This is a genomic window from Nocardia grenadensis NBRC 108939 (genome assembly GCF_001613445.1).
Classification (GTDB): domain Bacteria; phylum Actinomycetota; class Actinomycetes; order Mycobacteriales; family Mycobacteriaceae; genus Nocardia; species Nocardia grenadensis.
In genome coordinates this window covers 151,493-174,228 of record NZ_BDCJ01000004.1, presented here as the reverse complement: position 1 = coordinate 174,228, position 22,736 = coordinate 151,493, and the positions used below count along the sequence as shown (strand labels likewise).

Below are 22,736 nucleotides of genomic sequence, written 5' to 3'. Positions count from 1 at the left end.
GCAGCCGCTCCGACGGCCGCAGCCCGGAGTTCATGCCGGTTTCAACGGATTGCGGTCGCGGTCGATGGCATCACGGATGCGAGGAGCGGTAGCGGGCCGCTTTGGCCTGGTTGCCGCAGGTCTTCCTGCTGCACCAGCGCCGCCGACGGCCGCGAGAGGAGCCGATGAAGAACCAGCCGCGGGGTGACGGGTGGCCATGAAGTAACCCACCGGGGTGCTGTAGTCCGTCACGAACAACACGTATCTCTCCACACCGAGCGCGGAACGCCGCTTCTGACCCCGGACCGACCACCACGGGCTGCCCAATCCGGCCCGGCCTGCGCTGTCCGCCGGGCGCCGACTCAGGCGACCACGGCGAGCAGCGTCGTCGCCGATTCGGTCAGTTCCGGGTCGCCCCGAAGTTCGGAGCGCCGCCGCGCCTCCTCGACGGTGATCCCGCGAGTCGCCAGCCGCCAGACCACGTCCTGGTCCATACGAACGACCGCGGCGGGCTCCTCGGGCCGCGCCGCGATCAGATCCCACCTCGTTCCGTCGGACGTCACCGACCAGTTACCGCCCGCCGGACCGGTGATCTCGAAACGCACCGATGTCCCGCGGGCCCGGACTCGATCGCGGAGCGCCCAGGGCACCGCGTGCAGAAAAGTCACGAGCACGGGGCGCATCAGCGCGACCTCGTCGGCCCCCTGCCGGGACACCGCATCGCGGATCTGCTGCTGATGGACCCAGAACTCGGTGTACTCCCGGGCGATATCGAGCCAGGCCGGACTGGTATCGGACCCGGCCCACGACACGTTCAGCCGCGCCGGTCCGGCGAGATCCGCTGTCACCGCCCACACCCGATCCAGTTCAGGGCCCAGGTGGGCGAGCAGATCGATGAGCACTCGAGACTGACCAACCTCCCTGGACATCACATCTAGTGGGGGTGGGCCGAGATGCGCCGGAGCTTCGCGTTGACGAACTCGCCCATTCCCCAGCGCCCCAGCTCACGACCGTAACCGGACCGGTGCACGCCGCCGAACGGCAGCCCGGGCAGTGTCGTCCCGTGTTCGTTGATGTATGCCATCCCGACCTCGAGCCGATCGGCGACTTCGGCGGCTCGTGCGGTATCGGTGCTCCACACCGACCCGCTCAGGCCGAATTCCACATCGTTGGCCAGGCGTACCGCTTCGTCGACCGAGGACACCCGGTAGACCATCGCGGCGGGGCCGAAGACCTCTTCCGAGTACGCGTTCATCTCCGGGGTGATACCGGTGAGGACGGCGGGTGTGAGGAACGCGCCGTCGCCGTCCAACGGCTTGCCGCCGGTGTGCAGGCTCGCGCCCTGCTGCACGGCGGTGCCGATCTGGTCCGCGACGGTATCGCGGGCGGTGACCGACGACAATGGCCCCACCTGGGTCTCCGGGTCTGTTGGATCGCCGACGACCGCGCGTTCGAACTCGGCCACCAGCCCGTCGACGAAGTCGTCGTAGAGATCGTCCAGGATGATGAAGCGCTTCGGCGAATTGCACGCCTGACCGGCATTGGACAGGCGTGCCCGGGCGGCGACGCGGACCGTTTCGGCCATATCTTCGGTGTCGAGCAGAATGAATGGATCGGAACCGCCGAGTTCGAGTACCGATTTCTTCAGATTCTTCGCTGCCTCGGTCGCGACCGCGGCGCCTGCTCGCTCACTACCGGTCAACGACACCCCGCGGATCGCCGGATGCGCCAGCAGTTCGGCGATCTGCCCCGAACTCGCGTACACATTGATATACGCGTTCTCCGGGACCGACGCGTCGTGCAGCACATCGGCCATGAGTTTCGACGAGGCCGCGCAGATCGAGGCGTGCTTCAGGATGATCGAATTACCCAGCAGCAGGTTCGGCGCGGCGAAGCGCGCCACCTGATAGTAGGGGTAGTTCCACGGCATCACGCCGACGAGCGGCCCGATCGGCAAGGTCTGGATGACCGATTCCTCGGCGCCCTGGGGGTCGAGCTGCTCGGTGGTCAGCAGGTCGGGACCGTGCTCGGCGTACCAGCGGTAGATATCGGCGGCGAGTTGTACCTCCTCGGCCGCCTCCCGCGCCGGTTTACCCATTTCCTTCGTAATGGCCGCGGCCAGCTCGGTCGCGCGTTCCTCGTAGAGATCCGCGGTGCGCGCCAGCGCCCGGGCTCGTTCGGCCACCGGGGTGCGGCGCCATTCCTCGAATCCCTCGGCCGCTCGTTCGGCGACGACGGAAATCTGGTCGTCGGGCAGACCCGGGAATTCTTTTTCGGTAGTACCTGTGGTCGGGTTCGTCGTCACATAAGTACTCATGTCACGATGCTACGGATCCGCGCCCGAGGCGACAGTCCGGTCGAATTCGTTATATATATCCGATACGTGACCTGCACCGTCGATATCTGTTCAGGAGCGCTTACCGGGTGCGGTCGGCCGGATACGCGCCCTCGGCGTCACCGGACCGGCCGCCATTGTCATCGCCTCCGGAACGGCCGCGATCTCGGTACGGCACCCCGGCTACGGTCGATATGTCGGCCATATCGGTGAGCTCGGCCCCGGCAGTCGATCCGACACCGCGGAAGAATGTAGAAATCCCCACGATTCCGTCCCTCGGTTTTCCGGCTGCGCTTTCTCTGCGCAGGTGGAGGCACCGGCGACCGCGTAGCCGTGGCAGCGAGCGGAGCGCGGAGATTCGCGCCCCGCGTGCTGCGCCTAGGGCGCGGTGATCTCGGACAGACCGACTTCGAAACGCCGGTCGTGTTTGTCGACCGTCCAGCGCTGGGCATCGTAGAGCCACCAGCGTTCGATCTCGAGCCGGTAGAAGCGGCGCGGGCCGTCACCCCGGAACGTATCGATGGGCAGCGCCCACCGGGCGCGCTCGCCGGCATCGGGAAAGTTCGTCACGTAGTAGTACTCGTAGAACTCCGGTAGCTCCGCGGCGCCGACCTCCCGGCAGCTGCCGACGAACTGGGCGCCGTCGATCGGGATCCCGGCGGGTGCCTCGGCACCCGACAGTCCGGTGACGAACATCGTTCCCGAAACCCGCGGCCGCGCGGTGAGGTTCACGGAATGCTCGGCCTCACGCAGCGAATACCAGACCAGCTGTAGCGGCCGGTGCCGCGCCACGAAATTCACCGTGGCGGCCCACGGCCCGTCCGGCCCCTCGGTGGCGAGTGTGCAGAACCGTGCCCGGTCGAGCAGGTACCGGCTGCGCTCGGACGCGGAGCGGAAAACTTCATCGGCAGCGGTGGATCGGGCTGTGTCGCGGCCCGGGAGCGGGACGGGGATCGGCGGATCCGACAGGATCCTGGAATCGATGATGTCGTACCACTCGTCCTGGCCGGTCCGGCGCCGCTCCCACTCCGGATCTGTGGCCCGCCGGTGCACTTCCCGGCGGTAGCGGCCCCAGGCCGCTTCGTCGGCGAAGGTGACCTTGTGTTCGAGGCAGTGCACGTGATCGCCGATGGTGACGGTGTGCCAGGTCGTATCCAGGACCATGTCCAGCCCGTCGTAGAACCAGAGCTGGCGGTCGGCGATCCAGCGCCAGAAGGCGGTGAGGTCGGCCCGAGCCTTGGGAGTGGGGGCGAATCGGTAGACGAGGTGCAGCATCGTTGTCCTGTCCGGTCAGTCGATGAAGTCGAGCCATCGGGGGTCGAGGAGTGCGGCATAGTCACTGAACCTGTCGCGGTGGCCGGCCGCGAATTTGCGGTTGTGCGCCTCGACGGTGTGCGGGTGCAAGCGGTCCCGGTCCAGGAGGACGACGGCCGCGAGCGGTTCGACAGTGGCGCCCCGGCGTACCTTCGCCTCCAGCGCCGACGTCGACAGGTGTACCCGGTGCAGGCCGTGCGCCCGGGCGTAGACGACGGGGGCGTGGCAGGTGGTCACGAAATAGGCCGCCCCCGCGCGGCCCGCCGATTCGTCGGCGCCGAAGTAGCGGCCGTGCAGGCTGTTGCCGTGGCGATAGCAGACGGCGGCGGCCACCAGCGCATCTTCGCGCCGGCACAGCAGTGTCGCGGCGGCCGCGTCGAGACCGGCTCGGCGCTGGGCGTCGAATATCCGGCGCATCCAGGCGACTCCGCCGGTGCTGCCGTGTTTGGCCCGGGTGTTCGCGATCAGCGGCGCCACCCGGTCGGCGACCTCGGCGGTGAGGCCGGTCCATTCGAGCGTGTGCCCGGTCGCGGCGAAATCGCGCAGTTCCCGGCGCCGCCGTTTACGGTTGTGGCCGGTCGTCGGCGGCCGCGGATCGCTGGCCGGATCCTGCGGGATATGGACGGTGGCCTCCGCCGAGTGCAGCAGTAGCGAGGCGTGCGGGTGGGCCGCGGCCAGTTCCCGCGCTGTCCGCACCGGGAGATAGGGGATTATCACGCCGTCCCGGCGACACTCGCGGGCATGGTCCACCGACGCGGCCAGCAGATATCGCAGTGTGGCACTGCGCGTCGGACCGGTTTCGGACAGCACACCGTTACGGACCGCACGGCGTGCGCCCGCCCACAGCAGGTCGGCTCGGCCGAGTTCGGGAACATGCGGGAAGAGCTCCGGCAGCCGGAACAGGGTGCCCTCCTCGTGGCTCGCGTCCCACAGCGGCAGCGCCGCGGCGAGTACACCCGCTCGGCGGACGAGCACCGCCGAATGCGGGGCCACGGCCTCGTCCAGATGGCGCAGCCAGGCGTGACCACAGAAGAGATCACCCGGCGCCACCAGACCGTCCCACTCGGTCGCGGCAACCGATCGGACAGCCTCGACGGCCGTTGCGAGCATGAAGCATTCCCTCGAAGCGAGACAGTACCCGACGACCATAGCCTGCGTTATTCGTCCGACGCATCGGTCTCTTTCCACGGGTGGGGAGGCGGCATGGGGAGGTGGGCCGATTCCGGCAATCTCCCGGCAGCCGGTGCGCAGCGCACCGGCAGGTGAGTCCCATCGGGCGTTCGGTTTCCGGCTGTGGTGTGGTGGCCGACGCGGGCCCGGCACCGCGCGATCGCTCAGGCGCTCTCGCGGGCGACGATCCGGTACCCGACATCCACCGTGGCGGACTCGACGGTGGTGCCGGCGAGCCGGGCCAGCAATAGATCCGCGGCCCGGGTGCCTATGGCGTCGATATCCACGCTGACCGTGGTGAGTGCCGGATTGAGATGGCGGGACATCTCGAAATCGCCGAATCCGGTGATGGCCAGTCGATCCGGGACCGCGATACCGCGGCGCTGCGCGGCGAGTACGGCGGCGACGGCGAAGACGTCGGTGGCGAACATGACGGCGGTCGCTTCCGGGAAGCGTTCGAGTGTGGTGTCGAGCAGGGCGACGCCGGTGTCCATGGAGATATCGCGGTCGGGGAGTTCGACGATCCGGACCGGCTCGCCGGGGAGGAGTTCGCCGACGGCGTGGGCGAACCCGTCGCGACGGCGCAGCGCCCGGGCGTCACCGGAGCCGATCGTGCCCGCGAAGACCAGCTTGTGGTGGCCACGGGCGACGAGATGACGCACCAGGTCGCCGGTGGCGGATTCGTTGGAGAAGCCGACGAGGGTGTCCATGGGATCGTCGATCCAGTCCCAGGTCTCCACGACGGGTGCGCCGTAACTCCGTAGGAGTCGCAACGTTTCCGGGGTGTGCAGTGTGCCGACGATGAAGAAACCGTCCGGTCGGCGCTGGATGAATCCGCGCACCAGGTCTTCTTCGCGTTCGGGGTGATAGTCGGTGTAGCCGACGATCAACTGGTAGCCGGCGGGGGTGAGCCGGGTGGCGGCGGCGCGCAGGGTGTCGGAGAAGATCGATGTGGAGATGACCGGCAGGATCGCGGCAATGGTGCGGCTGCGGTTGGAGGCCAGGCTGCTCGCGGCCAGGTTCGGCAGGTAGCCGGTGTCGGCGATGGCGCGCTCGACCCGGTGCCGCGTCTCCTCGGAGACCTGGTCCGGGAAACTCAATGCCCGCGAGACGGTCTGCGCGGAGACACCGGCGGCGCGGCCGACATCCTGCATGGTGACCGATTTGGTGGACGATTTGGCGCGTACGCGCCGGCGCCGTTCCACTCCGGCCACGCCACCTCCCGAAACCCTGTCTCTCGCCGTGTGCGGAGCATACCCGGCCGGGTGTGTCCGCTCGGGTACAGCGCATTCACCGAACCGTAGCCGTGCGGCTCGTCGGCTATTCGAAGCCTTGCGTTACCGCTAACGTTACCGCTAACATTCGTGGCGCAGAACACCATGTGACCACCCGTACAGTGGTCCCGAGGCAGGGAGAAGCAGGATGAATGTGCTGGACGGTATCCGGGTACTGGATCTGTCGATCGCCATGGCCGGACCGTTCGCTGCGCAGAAACTGGCCGATCTCGGAGCCGATGTGATCAAGGTCGAGCCGGTGGGTGGCGAATGGCAGCGGCACGTATCGGCCGGCGGCGCCCGGGGCAACGAAGTCAATGCCTCGTTCCTCTCGCTCAACCGCAATAAGCGTTCGCTATCGATGAACCTGAAGGACCCGAAAGGACGCGAACTGCTCTACGAGCTGGTGCGCGGCGCGGATGTCTTCTTGCAGAACTACCGCCCGGGCGTGGCGGGCCGGCTCGGTGTGGACTACGAGACCCTGCGGGCGATCAAACCGGACCTGGTCTATGTCTCCATGTCGGGTTACGGCGCGACCGGCCCCTATGCCGACCGGCCCGGGCAGGATGTCCTGCTCCAGGCGATGAGCGGCGGGCTGGCGAGTGCACGGCGCACCGGCGAGGCACCGCGCCCGGCACCGTTCTTCCTGGCGGACGCCATCACCGCCTACTCGGCCTTCGAAGGCGCGCTGGCGGCACTGTTCCATCGGGAACGCACCGGCGAGGGCCAGCTCGTCGAGATCAATATGCTCGATTCGCTCATCGCGGCCCAGATGCAGGAGATCAGCGTGGCCACCGTCGGTGGGGTCGCGCAGGAGCCCAGCGACCAGATCCACGCGCATTCCTACATCCGGGCGCCGTACGGCGTCTTCCCCACCTCGGACGGTCATATCGCGCTCTCCTTCGCGGAGATGGACGCCCTGGCCGAGGTGTTCGGTGACGACCGGTTCCGGCGCTACGACGCCGAACGGGACGGATTCACCCATCGCGACGAGATCTCCGCGCTCGTCACCGAGAACCTCGCGGCGAACACCACCGCGCACTGGCTGGACGCGCTCGGCCGCGCCGGCGTGTGGGTGGGTCCGGTGTACGACTACACCCAGCTACAGGCGGACCCGCAGGTCCGCCACAACCGATCCTTCGTCGAATACGACCACCCCACCGAGGGCACCGTGGTGACCCCCGGTTTCGCGTTCCGGCTGAGCAACCAGACCCAGAAGGTCTACCGGCCGGCGCCGCTCAACGGCCAGCACACCCAGGAAGTTCTGCTGGAACTCGGCGTGAGCGCCGAGCGGATCGACGAGCTCGAATCCGCCGGCACCGTCCATTGCTACCGGTCTCCGGCCGTCTCCCGGATCTCCTGACCCCGCATCCCCGAAAGATCTCTCCATGACTACAACCGCCCCACCGGTTCAGCAGGCGCGCCGCGCGGCCGCGGCCTCCGCGGTCGGCAGCCTCGTCGAGTGGTACGACTTCGCGCTCTACGGCGCGGCCGCGGCCCTGGTCTTCAACTCCTATTTCTTCGTCGACGCCAGCCCCACCACCGGTCTACTGGCCTCGTTCGCCACCTTCGCGGTGGGCTATTTCGCCCGTCCGTTCGGCGGCGTGGTGTTCGGGCATCTCGGCGACAAGATCGGCCGTAAACCGGTCATGATCGTCACGCTCGGCATCATGGGCGTCTCGACCGCCCTCATCGGCCTGCTGCCGAGTTATCACTCGATCGGCATCGCCGCCCCGATCCTGCTGGTCCTGCTGCGAATCGTGCAGGGGCTCGGAGCCGGCGCGGAATACGCCGGCGCGGTCGTGCTGTCGTCGGAGGCGGCGCCGCGCGGTCACCGCGGGTTCTATGCCTCGTGGTCGGGCGGGGGCGTCTGGCTCGGTTCGGCGCTGGGCCTGGGCACTTTCCAGGTCGTGCTGTGGCTGACCGGGGACAGCTTCGATCAGTGGGGCTGGCGGATCCCGTTCCTGATGAGCCTGGTCATGCTGGTGATCAGCCTGTACATCCGGCGCCGCGTCACCGAGACCGAGAGCTTCGAACAGGCCAAGACCGACGAGACCAAGATCCCGCTGCTGGAACTGTTCCGCACGGCCAAGGGGCGCCTGGCGCTGAGTCTCGGCTCGAACTTCATGCTCTCCGGGTTCTCTTATATCCCGCAGGTCTGGGCGCTGAGCTACCTCACCAACGATATCGGTCTGGCGGCCATGGCCGGCCTCGGTATCAATGCGGTGGTGCTGGTGGCGGGCGCGGTGTTCATGCCGGTCTTCGGCCGGATAGGGGACCGGTTCGGCCGGCGCCGACTGTTCCTGTTCGGTGCCGCCTTCGGCATTGTCTGGGCGTTCCCGATGTTCGCCCTCATCGACACCCGCGCCCCCGCGCTGATCATCCTCGCGCTGGTCGTGTGCTTCGTCGGCGCGGTGGCCACCTGCTATGCGGCCCAGGCCGCGTTCCTGGCCGAGATGTTCCCGCCGGCCATGCGCTATTCGGGTGTGGCTTTCGCCCGTGAGGTGAGCGGCGCCCTGCTGGGTGGCACCACCCCGCTGATCGCCACCGCCATGTTCGCCGGTTTCGGGCACTGGTGGCCGGTGGCGGTGTGGATGGTGTTCATGGCGACCGTCGCGTTCATCTCCGTCTACCTGTCGAAGCGCTACCGCAGCGATGCCGACCAGAGCAGCGATGACCACTTCAACCATGTGACCGACCGCCCGAGCGACGCGGTGTTCGAAGGAGCGAAGGTATGACCGCCCCCGAATTCCGGGACCGGTACTTCGAGGAGTACACACTCGGCGAAACAGCGATCGGGGGGACCCGAATCATCGAAACGGCCGATATCGCCCGGTTCGCCGATCTCACCGGTGACCATCACCCGGCCCATACCGATCCCGGTTACGCCGAGCCGAAGTTCGGCAGCGTGATCGCCCACGGCGTGCTCACCTTCGGCGTGGTCGTCGGGCTCACCGTCGAATACAACGGCCGCGCCGTCGCCTACGGCTACGACCGGATCCGTTTCCCCCGCCCTGTCCTCCCCGGCGACACCGTGCGGGCGACCGCCGAGGTCGTCGACCTCGCCGAACACCGCAACCCGCGGATCGGCCTGGTCACCAAGCAGTACACCGGTGTCAACCAGCGCGGTGAGACGGTGCTCGTCTGCAAACACGTACTCGCCGTCGACCGTATGCCGCACACCGAGGAGCCGACCGCATGACCGACACCGTAAAGCTCGAGAACGTCCTCGCCGCCGCGCATCTGGCCCGCCGCCCGGCCCGGCGCGCCTCGGTCACCGAGCGCGCGGCCTGGTTGCACGCGATTGCCGCGGGCCTCGACGCCGAAGCCGAGACCCTCGCCGACCGCGCCCATCGGGAGACCGCGCTGCCGCTGCCGCGACTGCGCAACGAGCTGGTACGCACCGCGTTCCAGGCCCGTCTCTTCGCCGACCGTCTCGAACAGGGCAGGCTGTTCGAGACGCGGGTGGATCCGGCCGATCCGGACTGGCCCATGGGCGCCCGCCCCGATATCCGGCGCGGATACGTGCCGATCGGCCCGGTGCTGGTCTTCGCGGCCAGCAACTTCCCGTTCGCCTTCTCCGTCGCCGGCGGCGATACCGTGAGCGCGCTCGCGGCGGGCTGCCCGGTCGTGGTCAAGGCGCACGAGGGGCATCCGGAACTGTCCCGGATGACGGCCCGGCTGGTCACCGACCGGCTGCGCGACGCCGGGGCGCCCGAGGGACTCTTCGGCCTGATCGAAGGCAAAGAGGCGGGCGCGACGGCCGTGCGGGACCCGCGGATCCGCGCGGTGGGATTCACCGGTTCCGAAGCCGGCGGGCGTGCCCTGTTCGACCTGGCGGTCTCGCGCCCGGACCCCATCCCGTTCTACGGCGAACTCGGTAGTACCAACCCGGTCCTGGTCACCCGCGCCGGGTGGGCCGCCCGCGCCGACGAGATCGTCACCGGATTCGCCGGGTCCGCCACCCTCGGCTCCGGACAGTTCTGCACCAAACCCGGCGTCGTGCTGGTCCCGGACCTGGACGGTTTCCTCGAACGGCTGACCCTGCCCGCCGTGGGCCCCATGCTGAACCCGCGGATCGCCGACGGATTCGGCGCGGCGCTCGCGGCGGTGGCGCGGCATCCGGCGGTCGAGACCGCCCGCACCGGACCGGCCACGCCCGACGCGCCGAGTGCCGAGATCCTCACCACCACCGCACCCGCCGTACTGGCCGATCCGGCGCTCGTCACCACCGAGATCTTCGGCCCGGCCGCAGTGCTCGTCGAATACGCGGACGCGGCCCAAGCCTTGGCGGTATTGGAACTCGTCGCGGGTACTCTCACCGCGACCGTCCAGGGTGCCGAGGAATCCGACGAGCAGGCCGCCGACGCCATCGATCTGCTCGCCGAACGCGCGGGCCGCATCATCTGGAACCAGTGGCCCACCGGGGTGACGGTGAGCGACGCCCAGCAGCACGGCGGCCCCTGGCCCGCCACCACCGCGCCCGTCTCGACCTCGGTCGGCACCGCGGCCGCGCTGCGGTTCGCCCGGCCGGTGGCCTACCAGAACCTGCCCGCCGCCACCCTGCCCGAGGACTTGCGCCGATGACCTGGGCGGGCCTCACCTGGGATCATCCGCGCGGCTATCGCGCGCTGCGGGCCGCCGCCGGGCACCCGGACGCTCCGGCGTGCGCGATCCGCTGGGACATCCAGCCGCTCGAGGGGTTCGAATCGGCGCCCATCGCGGAGACCGCGCAATGCTACGACTTGGTGGTCCTGGATCATCCGCACGTCGGCGAGGCGATCGAGACCGGCGCGCTGCAACCGCTCGACGGGCTTTTCACCCCCGCCGAACTGGCCGCCTGGCGAGTCGCGAGCGTCGGGCCGTCGCTGCGGTCCTACGAGATGGCGGGCCGGCTGTGGGCGGTGCCGCTGGACGCCGCCACCCAGGTCTGCGTGCGCCGGGACGGCGGTATTCCGGTGCCCGACACCTGGCAGGACGCCGTGGAATTGGCCGGGCAGGTGGCGGTCGCGGTCCCCACTTCCGGGCCGCATCTGTTCCTCACCCTGTGCGGCATCGCGGTGGCCCACGGCGCATCTCCCGGAACCGGCGACATCTTCCTCGACGAGAACCGATTCGGCGAGGCGATCGATACGCTGCGGCATTTCGTCCCGGCCCGGCCCGGCCCGGGCAACGACAACCCCATCGCCCTGCTGGAGCGGATGGCGGCCGGCGACGGGCCGGACTTCTGCCCGCACGTCTACGGCTACGTGAACTACACCCGTCGCCCGCGCCCACTGCTGTTCGGGAACGCCCCGCGCGGCCGGGCCGGGCGGCGCGGATCGGTTTTGGGCGGCACCGGGATCGCGTTCAGCAGCCGCTGTACCCCGGACGACGCCCTGCTCGACCACGTGCGCTGGCTCATGTCCGCCGACGCCCAGCGCCGGTTCGTCCCCGCCCAAGAAGGACAGCCGGGGCTCGCCGCGGCCTGGGACGACACCGCCGTCAATAGCGGTAGCCACGACTTCTACCGGGCGACCCGGGCAACCATCGAGGACGCCTGGGTGCGGCCCCGGCACGCGGGCGCCATCGCCTTCCAGGACGCGGGCGCCGCGGCGGTGCGGGCCTGCCTGTTCGACCACCGCGACATCGGCCGGCTCACCCGCGAGGTGAACGAGAGTTTCGAGCGCAGCCTCGGGCCGGCCCCAACCTCGAGGACCGCATCGTGAGCATCGCCTGGCCACCGGCCGCCGACACCCTGCTTCCCGCCGACCACGACCGCGCCGTTCTCGTCGGCCGGGTGCTGGGTACTGACGGCCCCAGCGTGGTAACGGTGCGCGACGGCCGTCTGATCGACATCACGGCACGGGTCGCCACCGTGCGCGATCTGGCCGAATACGACGACCCCGCCGCGTTCGTCCGCGACTGTGACGGCCCGGACCTGGGATCGCTCGCCGAGATCGTCGCCCACACTCCGCCGGAATCACGGCGTCCGCAGACCCCGAGGCTGCTCTGCCCGATCGACCTGCAACCGATCAAAGCCGCGGGCGTCACCTTCGTGGTCTCCCTGATGGAACGCGTCATCGAGGAACGCTGCCGCGGTGACGCCACCCTGGCCGACCGGGTGCGCGAGCAGATCACCGAACACGTCGGTACCGACCTGTCCGCGCTGACCCCTGGCTCCGCCGAAACCGCCCGGCTCAAGGAGCTACTGGTCGCCGAGGGCTGGTGGAGTCAGTACCTCGAGGTCGGACTGGGCCCCGACGCCGAGATCTTCACCAAATCCGCGCCGATGGCCGGTGTCGGCGCCGCCACCGATATCGGTGTCCATCCGCGGTCCACCTGGAACAACCCGGAACCCGAAGTGGTGCTGCTCATCTCGTCCGCCGGCCGGGCCGTCGGCGCCTGCCTCGGCAACGACGTCAACCTGCGCGATTTCGAGGGCCGGTCGGCGCTGTTGCTCACCGCGGCGAAGGACAACAACGCCTCCGCCGCCGTCGGGCCGTTCGTCCGGTTGTTCGACGAGACATTCGATCTCGACGCGGTGCGTAAGCTGACGGTGACGCTGCGAGTGCGGGGCACCGACGGATTCACGCTGCGCGCCGAATCGTCCATGGCCGAGATCAGCCGCGACCCGCAGGACCTCATCCATCAGCTCATGGGCCGCCACCACCAGTACCCGGACGGCGTGGTCCTCTTCCTCGGCACCATGTTCGCCCCCGTCCAGGACCGTGCCGAACCGGGACTCGGATTCACCCATCATCTCGACGATCTGGTCGCCATCAGCACTCCGGCCCTGGGCAGCCTGATCAACCGGGTCCGTACCAGCGACGACTGCGAACCGTGGCAGTTCGGCACCGCCGACCTGTTCCGCAGCCTGGCCGCCCGGGGACTGCTGTAGTACGGCGGGACCGTCGGCGCCGGGTGCGGCATCGGCGGTGGTGGTGCCACGACAGCCCTAGTCGAACGGCGACCCGTCGGCTGCGCAGCGGGCGTCCTCGGGTGGGAGGTCGCCGGTGAACAGATACTCCCGTTTGACCTGCTCGGTGCAGGTGCTGGGCACGTACATACTGCTGTGGCCCACCCCCTCGGTGACCACGACCCCGGCGCGGGCCAGTTGCGCGGCGCCGTCGTAGGCGCCGGCCAGCGGTGTGGCCGGGTCGAACCTGTTGTTGAGTACCAGGATCGGGGCGGCGGTGTGCCGGTTCCACGGTCCGGTGTACCGGTCGGCGGCGTGACCCTGCCAGAACGCGCAGGTGATACTGCTGAATACCGCGACCCGCCCGAAGTACGGCACCCGCTGGTCCTCCGATATCGCGGCGCGACTGTAGATCGCGGTATCGGTCGGCACGGTGCTGTCGGTGCACTGGATCGCGTGGTAGGCCTCGGTGCGGTTGCCCATGGACGACCCACCGGCCGGCAGCAGGCCCGGAAGGGCGGTGCCCGCGTCGAACAACCGCTGGAGCAGTGCGGCGAGGTCGGGGAAGGTGGACGGCTGCGACAGGCCGGCGGCCGCGTTGACGATCGTCGAATACGTCCACGTGCGGCCGTCCAGCTCGATGGGGGCGAGCCGGGCCCGCTCGATGAGTGCGATCCACTTCAGTTTCGGGTCGCCCGCGGAGAACGCGCAGCGGGGGCCGGCCTCCGAACACTGGCGCAGGAAAGCGTCGAAGGTGGCGGAGATGGCGTCGGCCACGTTCTGCCGAGTGTCCAGCGGCACCTTGGTGCCCTGTCCGTCGTGACCGTTGACATTGCCCTCGAAGTCGAGCGAGCCGTCGAACACCATGGCCCGCACCCGGCCGGGGAACATATTCGCGTACACGGCGCCGACCTGGGTGCCGTAGGAGATGCCGTGATAGGTGAGCAGCGGGTCGCCGACCGCGCGACGCAACAGGTCGAGATCGCGTGCGGTGTCGGCGGTCGACGCGTGGTTCAGGATCGGGCCCGCCTGCTGCGCGCAGCGCTCGGCGAATCGGGCGGACCAGTCGTAGAACGGCGGCTCCTCGGCCGGGACGGCCGGCATCGCCGGCATGGCGGCGAGGAAGGCCGTTTGCTCGTCCTCGGTGGGAAAACAGTGCACCGGGGCGCTTCGCGACACCGCGCGGCTGTCCCATGAGACCACGTCGAATCGGGCCCGTAGTTCCTCGGAGAACAGCCAGGGCCACCGGGCTCGTTCGCGCAGCCGGTCGACTCCCGACGCCCCGGGCCCGCCGAAGTGCACGAACAGGGTGCCGACGCGGTGGTCCGGGTCGGTGGCGGGCAGTTTGACGACCGCCAACTCGATCGGTGCGTCCCGCGGCCGGTTGTAATCCAGCGGTACCCGGGCTGTCGCGCACTGGAACCCGTCCTGGCAGTCGGACCATTGCAGCGACGGGGTGTCCGCCGATTCGGCGAGGCGGTCGAGATAGGGGTCGATACCATCGTCGGCCACGGCCGGTGCCGGCGTACCGAGGACTCCGGCGCCGACCGCGACCGCCAGTACGGCGCGCCGGACCCGGTACGCTGTGTCGGCTCCGAAACGCAGATCCACTCCAGGGCCCTTCTCGGTACGGCGTCACGAACCGAACGATCCTGTCACACCGGCGAATTCCGTGTCACACCGGCGAGTTCCGTGCCGGACGGTGTCCCGGGGCAGCGGGTGTGTCGGCCTGCGCGGCGCTGTCGGGCGGGGTGACGGCCGGCCGTCACGGACCCCCTCGGCCCGCTGTGTCACCGTGCTCGCCGGATCGGTCGGCTTCGTCGCGTCGTCCGGCGATGCCATGTAGTAGTAGGTCTTCCAACGACGCCGCGAAACCGTCGAGATCATCGATATCGCGGATACACATGGCGAACAGGGCCGCGCCCGCGATGGTGTCCAGCAGGGTGTTCGCATCCGGTACGGGGCCGGTGGCGCTGCGGCCCGCCGCCAAATACTCCGACAGTTCCTGCCTGGTGGGCGTATCCAGCCGAGCCGAGAGTTTCTCGTACAGGTTCGGGTCCGCGCGCATATCGGACATGAGGCCGGGCATGGCCGCCCGGGCTTCGGCCGAACCGAACAGCCGGATCGTCCCGCGGATCATCTTGCGCACCTCGGTCGCCAGGTCGGGGGCGACCTCCGCCGTGCCGACATCCGGGAACACCGCCTTGGCGATCAGGTGGGCCTTGGACGGCCAGCGCCGGTAGATCGCCGGTCGGCTGACGCCCGCGCGGGTGGCGATCGCGTCGATGGATGTCGCGGTGTAACCGCGCTCGACCAGCAGATCGCGGGCGGCCTCGAGTACCGCCCGGTCCACGGCGGGGTCGCGGTGCGGGCCCAGACGATGGCGTGCGGTCACAGAATCGATCCTTGTTCACGGGAGCGGGAGTCGTTACAGTCTGTCATAACAAAGTCGTTACACGGTGTAACCACTGTGTCTGGGAGGAGCAGGCGTGTCCGCTGACCCCGCCATCGCCGATCGGGCCTATCGGCCGGTACCCCTGCTGCAGGGCCGAGTCGTCGTGATCTCCGGCGTCGGTCCCGGTCTGGGCACCGCGCTCGCCGTGGAGGCCGCCGCCATGGGTGCCCACCTCGTGCTGGTGAGCCGAACCGAACGCAAGCTCGAGCGGCTGGCCGGAAAGATCCGGGCCGACGGAACGACGGTGCTGCCGGTTCCGGCCGATATCACCGACGAGACGCAGCGGGCCGCTCTGGCCGAGCGGGTACAGGCCGAATTCGGGCGGGTCGACTGCCTGATCAACAATGCCTTCGCCATACCGCCCATGGACCCGATCACCGGGATCGATCTCGACGCGCTGCGCACCGCCAACGAGACGAACGTCTTCGCGCCTTTGCGTCTGTCGGCGCTGTTCGCGGATGCGCTCGCGGCCACCCGCGGCTCGATCATCATGCTCAACTCATGCGTGTCCTACAGTTCGCAACCCGAGTACTCCGGGTACAAACTCTCGAAAGGCGCACTGGCACATCTCGCCTCGTCGCTCGCGACGGAACTGGGCCCGCGCGGCATCAGGGTCAACAGCGTCGCACCGTCGTATGTGTACGAGGACATCAACAAGGCGTACTTCGACTGGCTGGCCACCCGGGCCGGCGTGACCCATGACGACATCTACCGCGAAAAGGCCGCGCCCACGGACCTGTTGCGTCTCGCCGCGCCGGAAGAGGTCGCTCGCGCGACACTCTTCCTCGCCAGCGATCTGGCCAGCGCGGTCACCGGGCAGATGCTGACCGTGGACTGCGGCGAATTCCATCGTTGACCGGGTGAGGAGCCACCGTGACCGAAGAAAAGAAGCGGATCGTGCTGTGGGGGACCGGCACCGTCGGATCGATGGTGCTGGCCGAGATCCTGCGCCATCCGCGATTCGAACTGGCCGGGGTCGGCGTGAGCAACCCGGCGAAGGTCGGCCTCGACGCCGGCGACCTGTGCGGCGCTCCGGAAACCGGGACGGTGGCGACGGATTCGATCGACGAGTTGATCGCGCTGCGACCCGACGCGGTGGTCCACTACGGGCCTACCGCCCAGTTCGCCGACGAGAACATCCGTGTGATCGAAGCCTTTCTGCGTGCCGGTATCGACGTGTGTTCCACCGCGATGACGCCGTGGGTGTGGCCGGCGATGGACAAGACCCCGCGCGCCTGGCGGGATCCGATCACCGAGGCCTGCCTGGCGGGCGGGGCCTCCTGTTTCACCACAGGTATCGATCCGGGGTTCGCCAACGACCTCTTCCCGATGACCCTCATGGGTCTGTGCGGTGAGGTGCGGTCGGTGCGGCCCTCGGAGTTGCTGGACTACACCGATTACGAGGGCGACTACGAATTCGAGATGGGTATCGGCAAACCACCGGAATTCACCGCCCTGCTCGAACATCCGGACCTTCGCAGGAGACCTCGTTCCGTTTCACCGACGGTTCGGGCCGCACCCCGGCGATCGCGGGCTGCCTGGCCACCGGTATGCGAGCCCTCAATGCCGTCCCGGCCGTCAACGAACTGCCGCCCGGCTGGGCCACGCCCCTCGATCTACCGCTCATCGCGGGGGCGGGCACGATCCGCTGAACCGCCGGGACGCCCCGGGTACCGTGCCCGGACACGTACCGGCGGCGCGAGGTCACCGGTTCCCTCCGGGCTGCGTAGGTGATCCTGGTCCGGCCGGTCCGTCGAAGCGCGGGAGGGTTCGAGTATCGACGATTACCGGGCACGGTCGCGGGTCCGGTGAGCGAACCCGGACAGCGTCGGCGGCCGCCGCGGAGTCGTGTGCTCAGAGGTTCCAGTGGTAGCGGCTGGTGGGCACCAGGTCCAGGCCGGTGTCCGCGCCGAAGCGTGCCACGCTGGCCATCAGTTCGGTGACTCGGCGGTCGAGTTCGGCTTTGTCTCCACCGCTGCCGTAGAACGTATGCGGGTCGGTCATCGCGGCCATGGGGAAATGTTCCTCGACAACGGCCGCGATATCCGGTGCCGACGGGGTGAGCGCTCCCTCGACGGCGTTCTGGATATAGGCCACGGTGTTCTGGGTGCGGATCGCGATCGGGGTGTGGTGGACCAGCCAGTAGCGCAGGTATTCCGCCCGGGGCATCGACTCGGGCCGGCGGAGCAGCGCGATATTGGCCAGAGCGTCGCTGCGGATGCCGTCGGGTACCGGCAGCGGGTCCAGGCGGACGTGCTCGCGTACCCGGTAGGCGTGCGGTGCGGGTTCCTCTGCCGCCGCGGCCACCGCGTCGAGAGCGGCGGCGGGGTCGCCCTCGGTCCACACCGACACCAGCGCGGTGATCCGCGCGGCGGGGCCGAAGCGCATCATCGCGGGTGCCACATCGGCGTCGTCGATGTTCAGTGCGACGGCGGTCGCCCCCGTGGCGGCCAGGACGTTCCGGAGTTCCGGCGCGGCGAGCCGGGCAGCGAGGCCGGTGCCGTGCAACGCGATGATCAGCTTTGCCATCGCGAAAAACTAGCACGTGTTCTACTTCACTCGACCGATCAGCAGAAAGGCCGAATATGCGGTTCACCTACGCCGAGACCATGACCGACCCGTCCTACTACATCCCCTTGGCGCAGGCCGCCGAGGCGGCCGGGTACACCTCGATGGTGCTGGCCGACAGCATCGCCTATCCGCGCGATTCCGACGCCACCTATCCCTACACACCGGACGGCAGCCGGGAATTCCTGGAGGACAAGCCCTTCGTCGAGACCTTCGTGCTCGCCGCTGCCCTGGCCGCGGCCACCACCACCCTGCGGTTCACCCCGTTCGTCCTGAAACTGCCGATCCGGCCACCGGTGCTGGTGGCCAAGCAGGCGGCGTCGGTGGCGGCGCTGAGCGGCAACCGGCTGGGACTGGGGGTCGGGATCAGTCCGTGGCCCGACGATTTCGAGATCTTCGATGTGCCGTTCGACAAGCGCGGTAAGCGGATGGACGAATGTCTCGAGATCGTCCGCGGTCTCACCGCCGGTGGATATTTCGAATTCCACGGCGAGTTCTACGACCTGCCGCCGATCAAGATCGCGCCGGTGCCCACCGAACCGATTCCGTTGCTCATCGGCGGGCACAGCCGTCCCGCGCTGCGCCGGGCCGCCCGGCTCGGTGACGGCTGGATGCACGCCGGCGGCGATCCGGCCGAATTGGACCGGCTGCTCGCCGAACTCGGTGCGCTGCGCATGGAACACGGAACTCGCGACGATTTCGAGGTGCACGTCATCTCGCTGGACGGTTTCACTGTGGACGGCGTAAAGCGTCTCGAGGACAAGGGCGTCACCGATGTGATCGTCGGTTTCCGCAACCCCTACACGCGTGAGCAGGACACCGAGAGCCTGGACACCAAGATCGCGAATCTGTCCCGGTTCGCCGAGCGCGTCATCGCCCGTACGGCTTGAGCGGGTCCGCCCCGGGCCGTGCGGGGGTCCGAACGCCGGCCGCGACGATCCGATGCCGTGCCGGCTCCGGATCGTCGATCGGCCGCTCGGTGCTCGACCGCTCGACGGCGTCGGCCATCGCCGGACTCCCGTGCGCGCTCTTCGACCGGACCTACGGGCCTCGCGGCCTTCGCTCCGCCGCGGACTCGCCCCCTTCGGCGCACAGCTGTTCAGTAGATGCGGGGACGAGCCGTCCGGCGCCGGTTCACGACGTGAGCCCGGAATCCCGGATGGCCTCGGCCAGCGGTTCCAGGACTGCCGGATCGTGCGGCGGCGGCAGGTAGATGATCGCAAGATCCAGCCCTTCGGCCCCCATCGCGGCCGCCCAGTCGATCAACTCTCCGTAACCGAGTTCGGGGTCGAGCCGTCGCTGCGCCGAGAGCAGGATCTCCTTCGGATCGCGGCCGATATCGGCGCAGTGCGCCGCCAGGACATCGCGTTTGCGCGCGAATTCCGCGGTGGTGCCGTTGACGAAATTCCAGTGCTGGGCGTAGCGGGCGGTGATCCGGAGTGTGCGCTTCTCACCGTTGCCGCCGATACAGATCGGCGGATGCGGGCGCTGTGGACCCTTGGGTTCGTTGCGGGCGCCGGTCAGCTGATAGAACTTGCCGTCGAAATCGGTGGTCTCCCGGCTCAGCAACCCGATGAGTACCTGGCAGGCCTCCTCGAACCGGTCCATGCGCTCGGTGACGGTGCCGAGCGGGATGCCGTAGGCGCCGGACTCCTCCTCGTTCCAGCCGGCGCCGATCCCGAGTTCGAGACGACCACCGGAGATGATGTCGAGCGAGGCGGCCATATTGGCCAGCACCGCGGGATGCCGGTAGTGCACACCGGTCACCATGGTGCCGAGCCGCAGGCGTTGGGTGGCCTGGGCCAGTGCGGTCAGCGTGGTCCAGCCCTCCAGGCACGGCCCGGTGGAATCGGAGAAGATCGGATAGAAGTGATCGAAGGTCCATCCGGATTCGTAGATGTCGATATCGTCGGCGGCCCGCCAGACGGCCAGCATATCGGCCCAGGTGGTGTCCTGCGGTGAGGTCTTGAACGCGAATCGCATGAGCACAGGCTAGAAGTTGGAGTGCACTCCAGGTCAAGGGAATCGCGGTGCTCGGCGCGGCGAGTCGAGGACGAGACCAGGACGCGTGCGCCGCCGGTCGGCCACGCACATCGAGGCATTCACCGAGGTAGGTGAGTCGTAGCCCGCGCGCCACGCTCGGCTGTTGCCGCCGGTGCCCGGCGTACTCCGGTATCCGTGCAGGGTACTACCGCGGCTCCGAAGTGCCGGTCCCGCCGGCCGAGCGGAGGCGCTCGACGAGCGTATAGCTCGGGGTGCGCCAGGGGGTCCAAGCCGTGCCCGGACCGCGGCCGTCTTCGTCGAGGCGACCGCGGTCCGGGCACGGCGGCGAGCAGACCGATCCGGCCGGCCGGGCGATGATCGGCGTGCTGCCGGATCAGTGGGCGGCCAGCACCCGTTCCTCGGCGGGATCACCGGAGGCGTCGTCGAGACGCTCGGTGAGTTTCTCGCCCTCGATATCGAAGGTAGGCACCAGCGGGGCCAGCCACTTCGGCATCCACCAGATCCGCTCGCCCACGATCAGCATGAACGCGGGCACGATGAGCATGCGGACCAGGAAGGCATCCGCGAGCACGCCGACCGCGAGCGCGAAACCGATGGTCTTCAGGATGACATCGTCGGTGAGTGCGAACCCGGCGAAGACGCCGACCATGATGATCGCGGCGGCGACCACCACGCGGGCGCTGTGGGTGAACCCCTCGAGCACGGCGCGGCGGGCCGGTGCGCCATGGACATAGGCCTCACGCATCCGGCTGACCAGGAACACCTCGTAGTCCATGGCCAGTCCGAACAGGATGCCGGTCAACAGGATCGGCAGGATGAACAGCACCGGGCCGGTGCTGTCGAGACCGATGAGCTGGTTCAGCCAGCCCCATTGGAACACCGCGACGGTGGCGCCGAGCGACACGCCGACCGAGAGCAGGAAGCCCAGCGCCGCCTTGAGCGGCACCCAGAGCGAGCGGAACACCGCGATCAGCAGGAAGATCGCCAGGCCCACCACCACGGCGAGGTAGACCGGGAACACCTGGGTCAGCTTGTTGGCGATATCGACCCCGACCGCGGTCTGGCCGGTGACCAGCGCGCGGGCGCCGGTCTCGGCGGGCAGATCGGCGACGGCCGCGCGGATCTCGGCGACGAGATCCTTGGTGGCCTGGTCCGAGGGCCCGGAGCCCGGGATCACCGTGAGGGTGGCGAACCGGACCGTCGCGAGTTGCTGGGTAAAGGCCTGCTGGGCCTGCGGGGCGGCGCTGGTGACCGCCGGGACGACGGTGGCGATATCCGAGCCCGCCCGCGCGGCCAGTGCCTGCAGATGATCGGTGGCCGTCTGGACCGCCGCGACCGGGTCGGGGGCGTTCGCGGTATCGACGACCACGACGAGCGGACCGTTGGCGCCGGCGCCGAAATTATCGGCGATCAGGTCGTAGGCCACCCGGGCGTCGCTCCCGGCGGGTTTGCTGGAGTCGTCGGGCAGCGCCAACTGCATGGACGCCATCGGCAGAGCGGCCACGGCGGCGACGACGATACCGCCGGCCAGCGCGGGCCACTTGTACCGGGAGAGCCCCTCCACCCAACGGCGGCCGTGGGTGCGGAACTCCGTGCCGCCGGTTTCCTTCGCCAGGTAGCGCGGGCCTCCGCGCATGACCTTGTCACCGGCGAAACCGAGAATGGCCGGGAGCAGGGTGAGTGAGATGAGTACGGCGATCGCAACGGTGAACGCGCCACCCAGGCCCATCTGGGTGAGGAACCCGATATTGCACACGGCCAGACCGACCAGGGCGATGACGACGGTCAGTCCGGCGAAGACCACCGCGGAGCCCGCGGTACCGACCGCGCGCCCGGCGGCCTCCTCCAGCGAGCGGCCCGCGCGGACCTCGCTCTGATATCGGGACATGATGAACAGCGCGTAGTCGATGCCGACCGCCAGTCCGAGCATGGTGCCCAATGCCGGTGTCACCGAGCTGAGCTCGACGAATCCGGTCAGCGTGGTGATGGCGAGCATGCCGATCCCGACCCCGACCAGCGCGGTCAGCAGCGGCATACCCGCGGCCACCAGCGATCCGAAGGTGATCGCCAGTACCACCAGCGCGACCGCGACGCCGATCACCTCGGCCAGCGGCATCTCGAATTCGGTGAGCGCGTCACCGCCGACGGCGACGTGCAGCCCCGCGTCCCGTGCGGCGTGCGCGGCATTCTCCAGCGCGGTCCGGTCGGAATCGAGGAGTTCGTTGGCCGTCTTGCTGTAGCCGACCGCGGCATAGCCGACCCGGCCGTCCTCGGAGAGGGTGCCCCCGGTGACCGGATCGACCACCGATTGCACATTCTCGGTGGTCAGCCCACGCAACGCCGCGGTGATCGCCGAACTGTAGCCGGGTTCGGTCAGCGACCGGCCCGCGGGCGCTTCGAACACCACGCGCGCGGTCGCGCCATCGGGTTTCGCCTGCGGACTGCGTTCCTCGATCAGTTCGAACGCCTGCGTGGACTCGATACCGGGCAGTTCGAACTTCTCGCTCGTCTTCCCCGACAATGTCGCCGCCCCGACCGCCAGGGCGGCCAGCAGCGCCACCCAGACGGCCGCCACCACCCTGCGGTGGACGAACGACCACCGGCCGAGCCGGAACAACTGCCACGCCATGCGTGCTCCTCCATGTGATTATGTGGACCATGTGGTCCGGTTATGCTCGAGGGTAGGAGCAACCGGACCCGAGGGTCCACTTCAGGGAGGCGGATGTGGAGCAACTCACC

19 protein-coding genes and 1 pseudogene are annotated in these 22,736 nt (G+C 68.9%); 9 read left to right on the top strand and 11 right to left on the bottom strand.

Annotated elements, in window-relative coordinates:
* Positions 1-70 precede the first annotated feature (70 nt).
* The 6 genes from NGR01S_RS32310 to NGR01S_RS05765 form a co-directional block, all read right to left on the bottom strand.
* On the bottom strand, positions 71-292 hold the full coding sequence (locus NGR01S_RS32310; RefSeq protein WP_245664450.1) for a CGNR zinc finger domain-containing protein: 222 nt from the start codon (positions 290-292) through the stop codon (positions 71-73).
* Positions 293-341: 49 nt separating this feature from the next.
* Positions 342-908: a hypothetical protein gene (locus NGR01S_RS05795; protein WP_174551662.1), complete on the bottom strand. Its 567-nt coding sequence runs from the start codon at positions 906-908 to the stop codon at positions 342-344.
* Between the two features lie 5 nt (positions 909-913).
* Positions 914-2,296, bottom strand: a complete 1,383-nt coding sequence (locus NGR01S_RS05790) for an NAD-dependent succinate-semialdehyde dehydrogenase (protein ID WP_063035130.1) — start codon at positions 2,294-2,296, stop codon at positions 914-916.
* Between the two features lie 396 nt (positions 2,297-2,692).
* Positions 2,693-3,589: a pyridoxamine 5'-phosphate oxidase family protein gene (locus NGR01S_RS31905; RefSeq protein ID WP_218020738.1), complete on the bottom strand. Its 897-nt coding sequence runs from the start codon at positions 3,587-3,589 to the stop codon at positions 2,693-2,695.
* A gap of 15 nt (positions 3,590-3,604) precedes the next feature.
* On the bottom strand, positions 3,605-4,738 hold the full coding sequence (locus tag NGR01S_RS05770) for a peptidogalycan biosysnthesis protein (protein WP_169811871.1): 1,134 nt from the start codon (positions 4,736-4,738) through the stop codon (positions 3,605-3,607).
* Between the two features lie 224 nt (positions 4,739-4,962).
* Positions 4,963-6,012, bottom strand: a complete 1,050-nt coding sequence (locus tag NGR01S_RS05765; protein WP_218020737.1) for a LacI family DNA-binding transcriptional regulator — start codon at positions 6,010-6,012, stop codon at positions 4,963-4,965.
* 208 nt (positions 6,013-6,220) lie between these two features.
* Here NGR01S_RS05765 and NGR01S_RS05760 point away from each other — a divergent pair, with 208 nt between their 5' ends.
* The 6 genes from NGR01S_RS05760 to NGR01S_RS05735 are packed head-to-tail and all read left to right on the top strand — an operon-like array spanning position 6,221 to position 12,952.
* On the top strand, positions 6,221-7,435 hold the full coding sequence (locus NGR01S_RS05760) for a CaiB/BaiF CoA transferase family protein (protein WP_063035127.1): 1,215 nt from the start codon (positions 6,221-6,223) through the stop codon (positions 7,433-7,435).
* 25 nt (positions 7,436-7,460) lie between these two features.
* The gene (locus NGR01S_RS05755) at positions 7,461-8,810 is read left to right on the top strand and encodes an MFS transporter (RefSeq protein WP_063035126.1); all 1,350 of its coding nucleotides are present in this window, start codon (positions 7,461-7,463) and stop codon (positions 8,808-8,810) included.
* Positions 8,807-9,274 (top strand): MaoC family dehydratase, encoded by a 468-nt coding sequence (locus NGR01S_RS05750; RefSeq protein WP_063035125.1) that lies wholly within the window; start codon positions 8,807-8,809, stop codon positions 9,272-9,274. Before NGR01S_RS05755 ends, NGR01S_RS05750 begins: the two co-directional genes overlap by 4 nt.
* The gene (locus NGR01S_RS05745) at positions 9,271-10,659 is read left to right on the top strand and encodes an aldehyde dehydrogenase (NADP(+)) (RefSeq protein ID WP_063035124.1); all 1,389 of its coding nucleotides are present in this window, start codon (positions 9,271-9,273) and stop codon (positions 10,657-10,659) included. Before NGR01S_RS05750 ends, NGR01S_RS05745 begins: the two co-directional genes overlap by 4 nt.
* Complete coding sequence (locus tag NGR01S_RS05740; protein ID WP_063035123.1) at positions 10,656-11,780, top strand: type 2 periplasmic-binding domain-containing protein; 1,125 nt, start codon at positions 10,656-10,658, stop codon at positions 11,778-11,780. Before NGR01S_RS05745 ends, NGR01S_RS05740 begins: the two co-directional genes overlap by 4 nt.
* A complete protein-coding gene (locus NGR01S_RS05735) occupies positions 11,777-12,952 on the top strand; it encodes a fumarylacetoacetate hydrolase family protein (protein WP_063035122.1) in 1,176 nt (391 codons plus the stop codon). Before NGR01S_RS05740 ends, NGR01S_RS05735 begins: the two co-directional genes overlap by 4 nt.
* Positions 12,953-13,009: 57 nt before the next feature.
* On the opposite strand, the gene NGR01S_RS05730 is transcribed toward NGR01S_RS05735, so the two are convergent.
* Together NGR01S_RS05730 and NGR01S_RS05725 are read right to left on the bottom strand one after the other, a co-directional pair.
* Complete coding sequence (locus tag NGR01S_RS05730; RefSeq protein WP_063035121.1) at positions 13,010-14,581, bottom strand: alpha/beta fold hydrolase; 1,572 nt, start codon at positions 14,579-14,581, stop codon at positions 13,010-13,012.
* A gap of 154 nt (positions 14,582-14,735) precedes the next feature.
* Complete coding sequence (locus tag NGR01S_RS05725; protein ID WP_245664449.1) at positions 14,736-15,365, bottom strand: TetR/AcrR family transcriptional regulator; 630 nt, start codon at positions 15,363-15,365, stop codon at positions 14,736-14,738.
* Between the two features lie 94 nt (positions 15,366-15,459).
* Here NGR01S_RS05725 and NGR01S_RS05720 point away from each other — a divergent pair, with 94 nt between their 5' ends.
* Together NGR01S_RS05720 and NGR01S_RS05715 are read left to right on the top strand one after the other, a co-directional pair.
* Positions 15,460-16,281, top strand: coding sequence for an SDR family oxidoreductase (locus NGR01S_RS05720; protein ID WP_245664448.1), 822 nt, complete (start codon positions 15,460-15,462; stop codon positions 16,279-16,281).
* 71 nt (positions 16,282-16,352) lie between these two features.
* Positions 16,353-17,077: pseudogene (locus NGR01S_RS05715) on the top strand (hypothetical protein).
* Positions 17,078-17,279: 202 nt separating this feature from the next.
* Here the strand turns inward: NGR01S_RS05715 and NGR01S_RS05710 are convergent.
* Positions 17,280-17,954, bottom strand: a complete 675-nt coding sequence (locus NGR01S_RS05710; protein ID WP_063035120.1) for an EthD domain-containing protein — start codon at positions 17,952-17,954, stop codon at positions 17,280-17,282.
* 56 nt (positions 17,955-18,010) lie between these two features.
* Between NGR01S_RS05710 and NGR01S_RS05705 the strand changes: the two genes are divergently transcribed.
* Entirely contained in the window at positions 18,011-18,883 is an 873-nt protein-coding gene (locus NGR01S_RS05705) for a TIGR03619 family F420-dependent LLM class oxidoreductase (RefSeq protein ID WP_063035119.1), read from the top strand.
* 244 nt (positions 18,884-19,127) lie between these two features.
* On the opposite strand, the gene NGR01S_RS05700 is transcribed toward NGR01S_RS05705, so the two are convergent.
* Together NGR01S_RS05700 and NGR01S_RS05695 are read right to left on the bottom strand one after the other, a co-directional pair.
* Complete coding sequence (locus NGR01S_RS05700) at positions 19,128-19,976, bottom strand: LLM class F420-dependent oxidoreductase (protein WP_063035118.1); 849 nt, start codon at positions 19,974-19,976, stop codon at positions 19,128-19,130.
* A gap of 394 nt (positions 19,977-20,370) precedes the next feature.
* Positions 20,371-22,626: an MMPL family transporter gene (locus tag NGR01S_RS05695; RefSeq protein ID WP_063035117.1), complete on the bottom strand. Its 2,256-nt coding sequence runs from the start codon at positions 22,624-22,626 to the stop codon at positions 20,371-20,373.
* Positions 22,627-22,736: the final 110 nt, after the last annotated feature.

Coding starts and splice junctions, on each gene's coding strand:
- NGR01S_RS05795 (WP_174551662.1), bottom strand. CDS start 908: ATGTCCAGGGAGGTTGGTCAGTCTCGAGTGCTCATCGATCTGCTCGCC.
- NGR01S_RS05790 (WP_063035130.1), bottom strand. CDS start 2,296: ATGAGTACTTATGTGACGACGAACCCGACCACAGGTACTACCGAAAAA.
- NGR01S_RS31905 (WP_218020738.1), bottom strand. CDS start 3,589: ATGCTGCACCTCGTCTACCGATTCGCCCCCACTCCCAAGGCTCGGGCC.
- NGR01S_RS05770 (WP_169811871.1), bottom strand. CDS start 4,738: ATGCTCGCAACGGCCGTCGAGGCTGTCCGATCGGTTGCCGCGACCGAG.
- NGR01S_RS05760 (WP_063035127.1), top strand. CDS start 6,221: ATGAATGTGCTGGACGGTATCCGGGTACTGGATCTGTCGATCGCCATG.
- NGR01S_RS05755 (WP_063035126.1), top strand. CDS start 7,461: ATGACTACAACCGCCCCACCGGTTCAGCAGGCGCGCCGCGCGGCCGCG.
- NGR01S_RS05750 (WP_063035125.1), top strand. CDS start 8,807: ATGACCGCCCCCGAATTCCGGGACCGGTACTTCGAGGAGTACACACTC.
- NGR01S_RS05745 (WP_063035124.1), top strand. CDS start 9,271: ATGACCGACACCGTAAAGCTCGAGAACGTCCTCGCCGCCGCGCATCTG.
- NGR01S_RS05740 (WP_063035123.1), top strand. CDS start 10,656: ATGACCTGGGCGGGCCTCACCTGGGATCATCCGCGCGGCTATCGCGCG.
- NGR01S_RS05710 (WP_063035120.1), bottom strand. CDS start 17,954: ATGGCAAAGCTGATCATCGCGTTGCACGGCACCGGCCTCGCTGCCCGG.
- NGR01S_RS05705 (WP_063035119.1), top strand. CDS start 18,011: ATGCGGTTCACCTACGCCGAGACCATGACCGACCCGTCCTACTACATC.
- NGR01S_RS05700 (WP_063035118.1), bottom strand. CDS start 19,976: ATGCGATTCGCGTTCAAGACCTCACCGCAGGACACCACCTGGGCCGAT.
- NGR01S_RS05695 (WP_063035117.1), bottom strand. CDS start 22,626: ATGGCGTGGCAGTTGTTCCGGCTCGGCCGGTGGTCGTTCGTCCACCGC.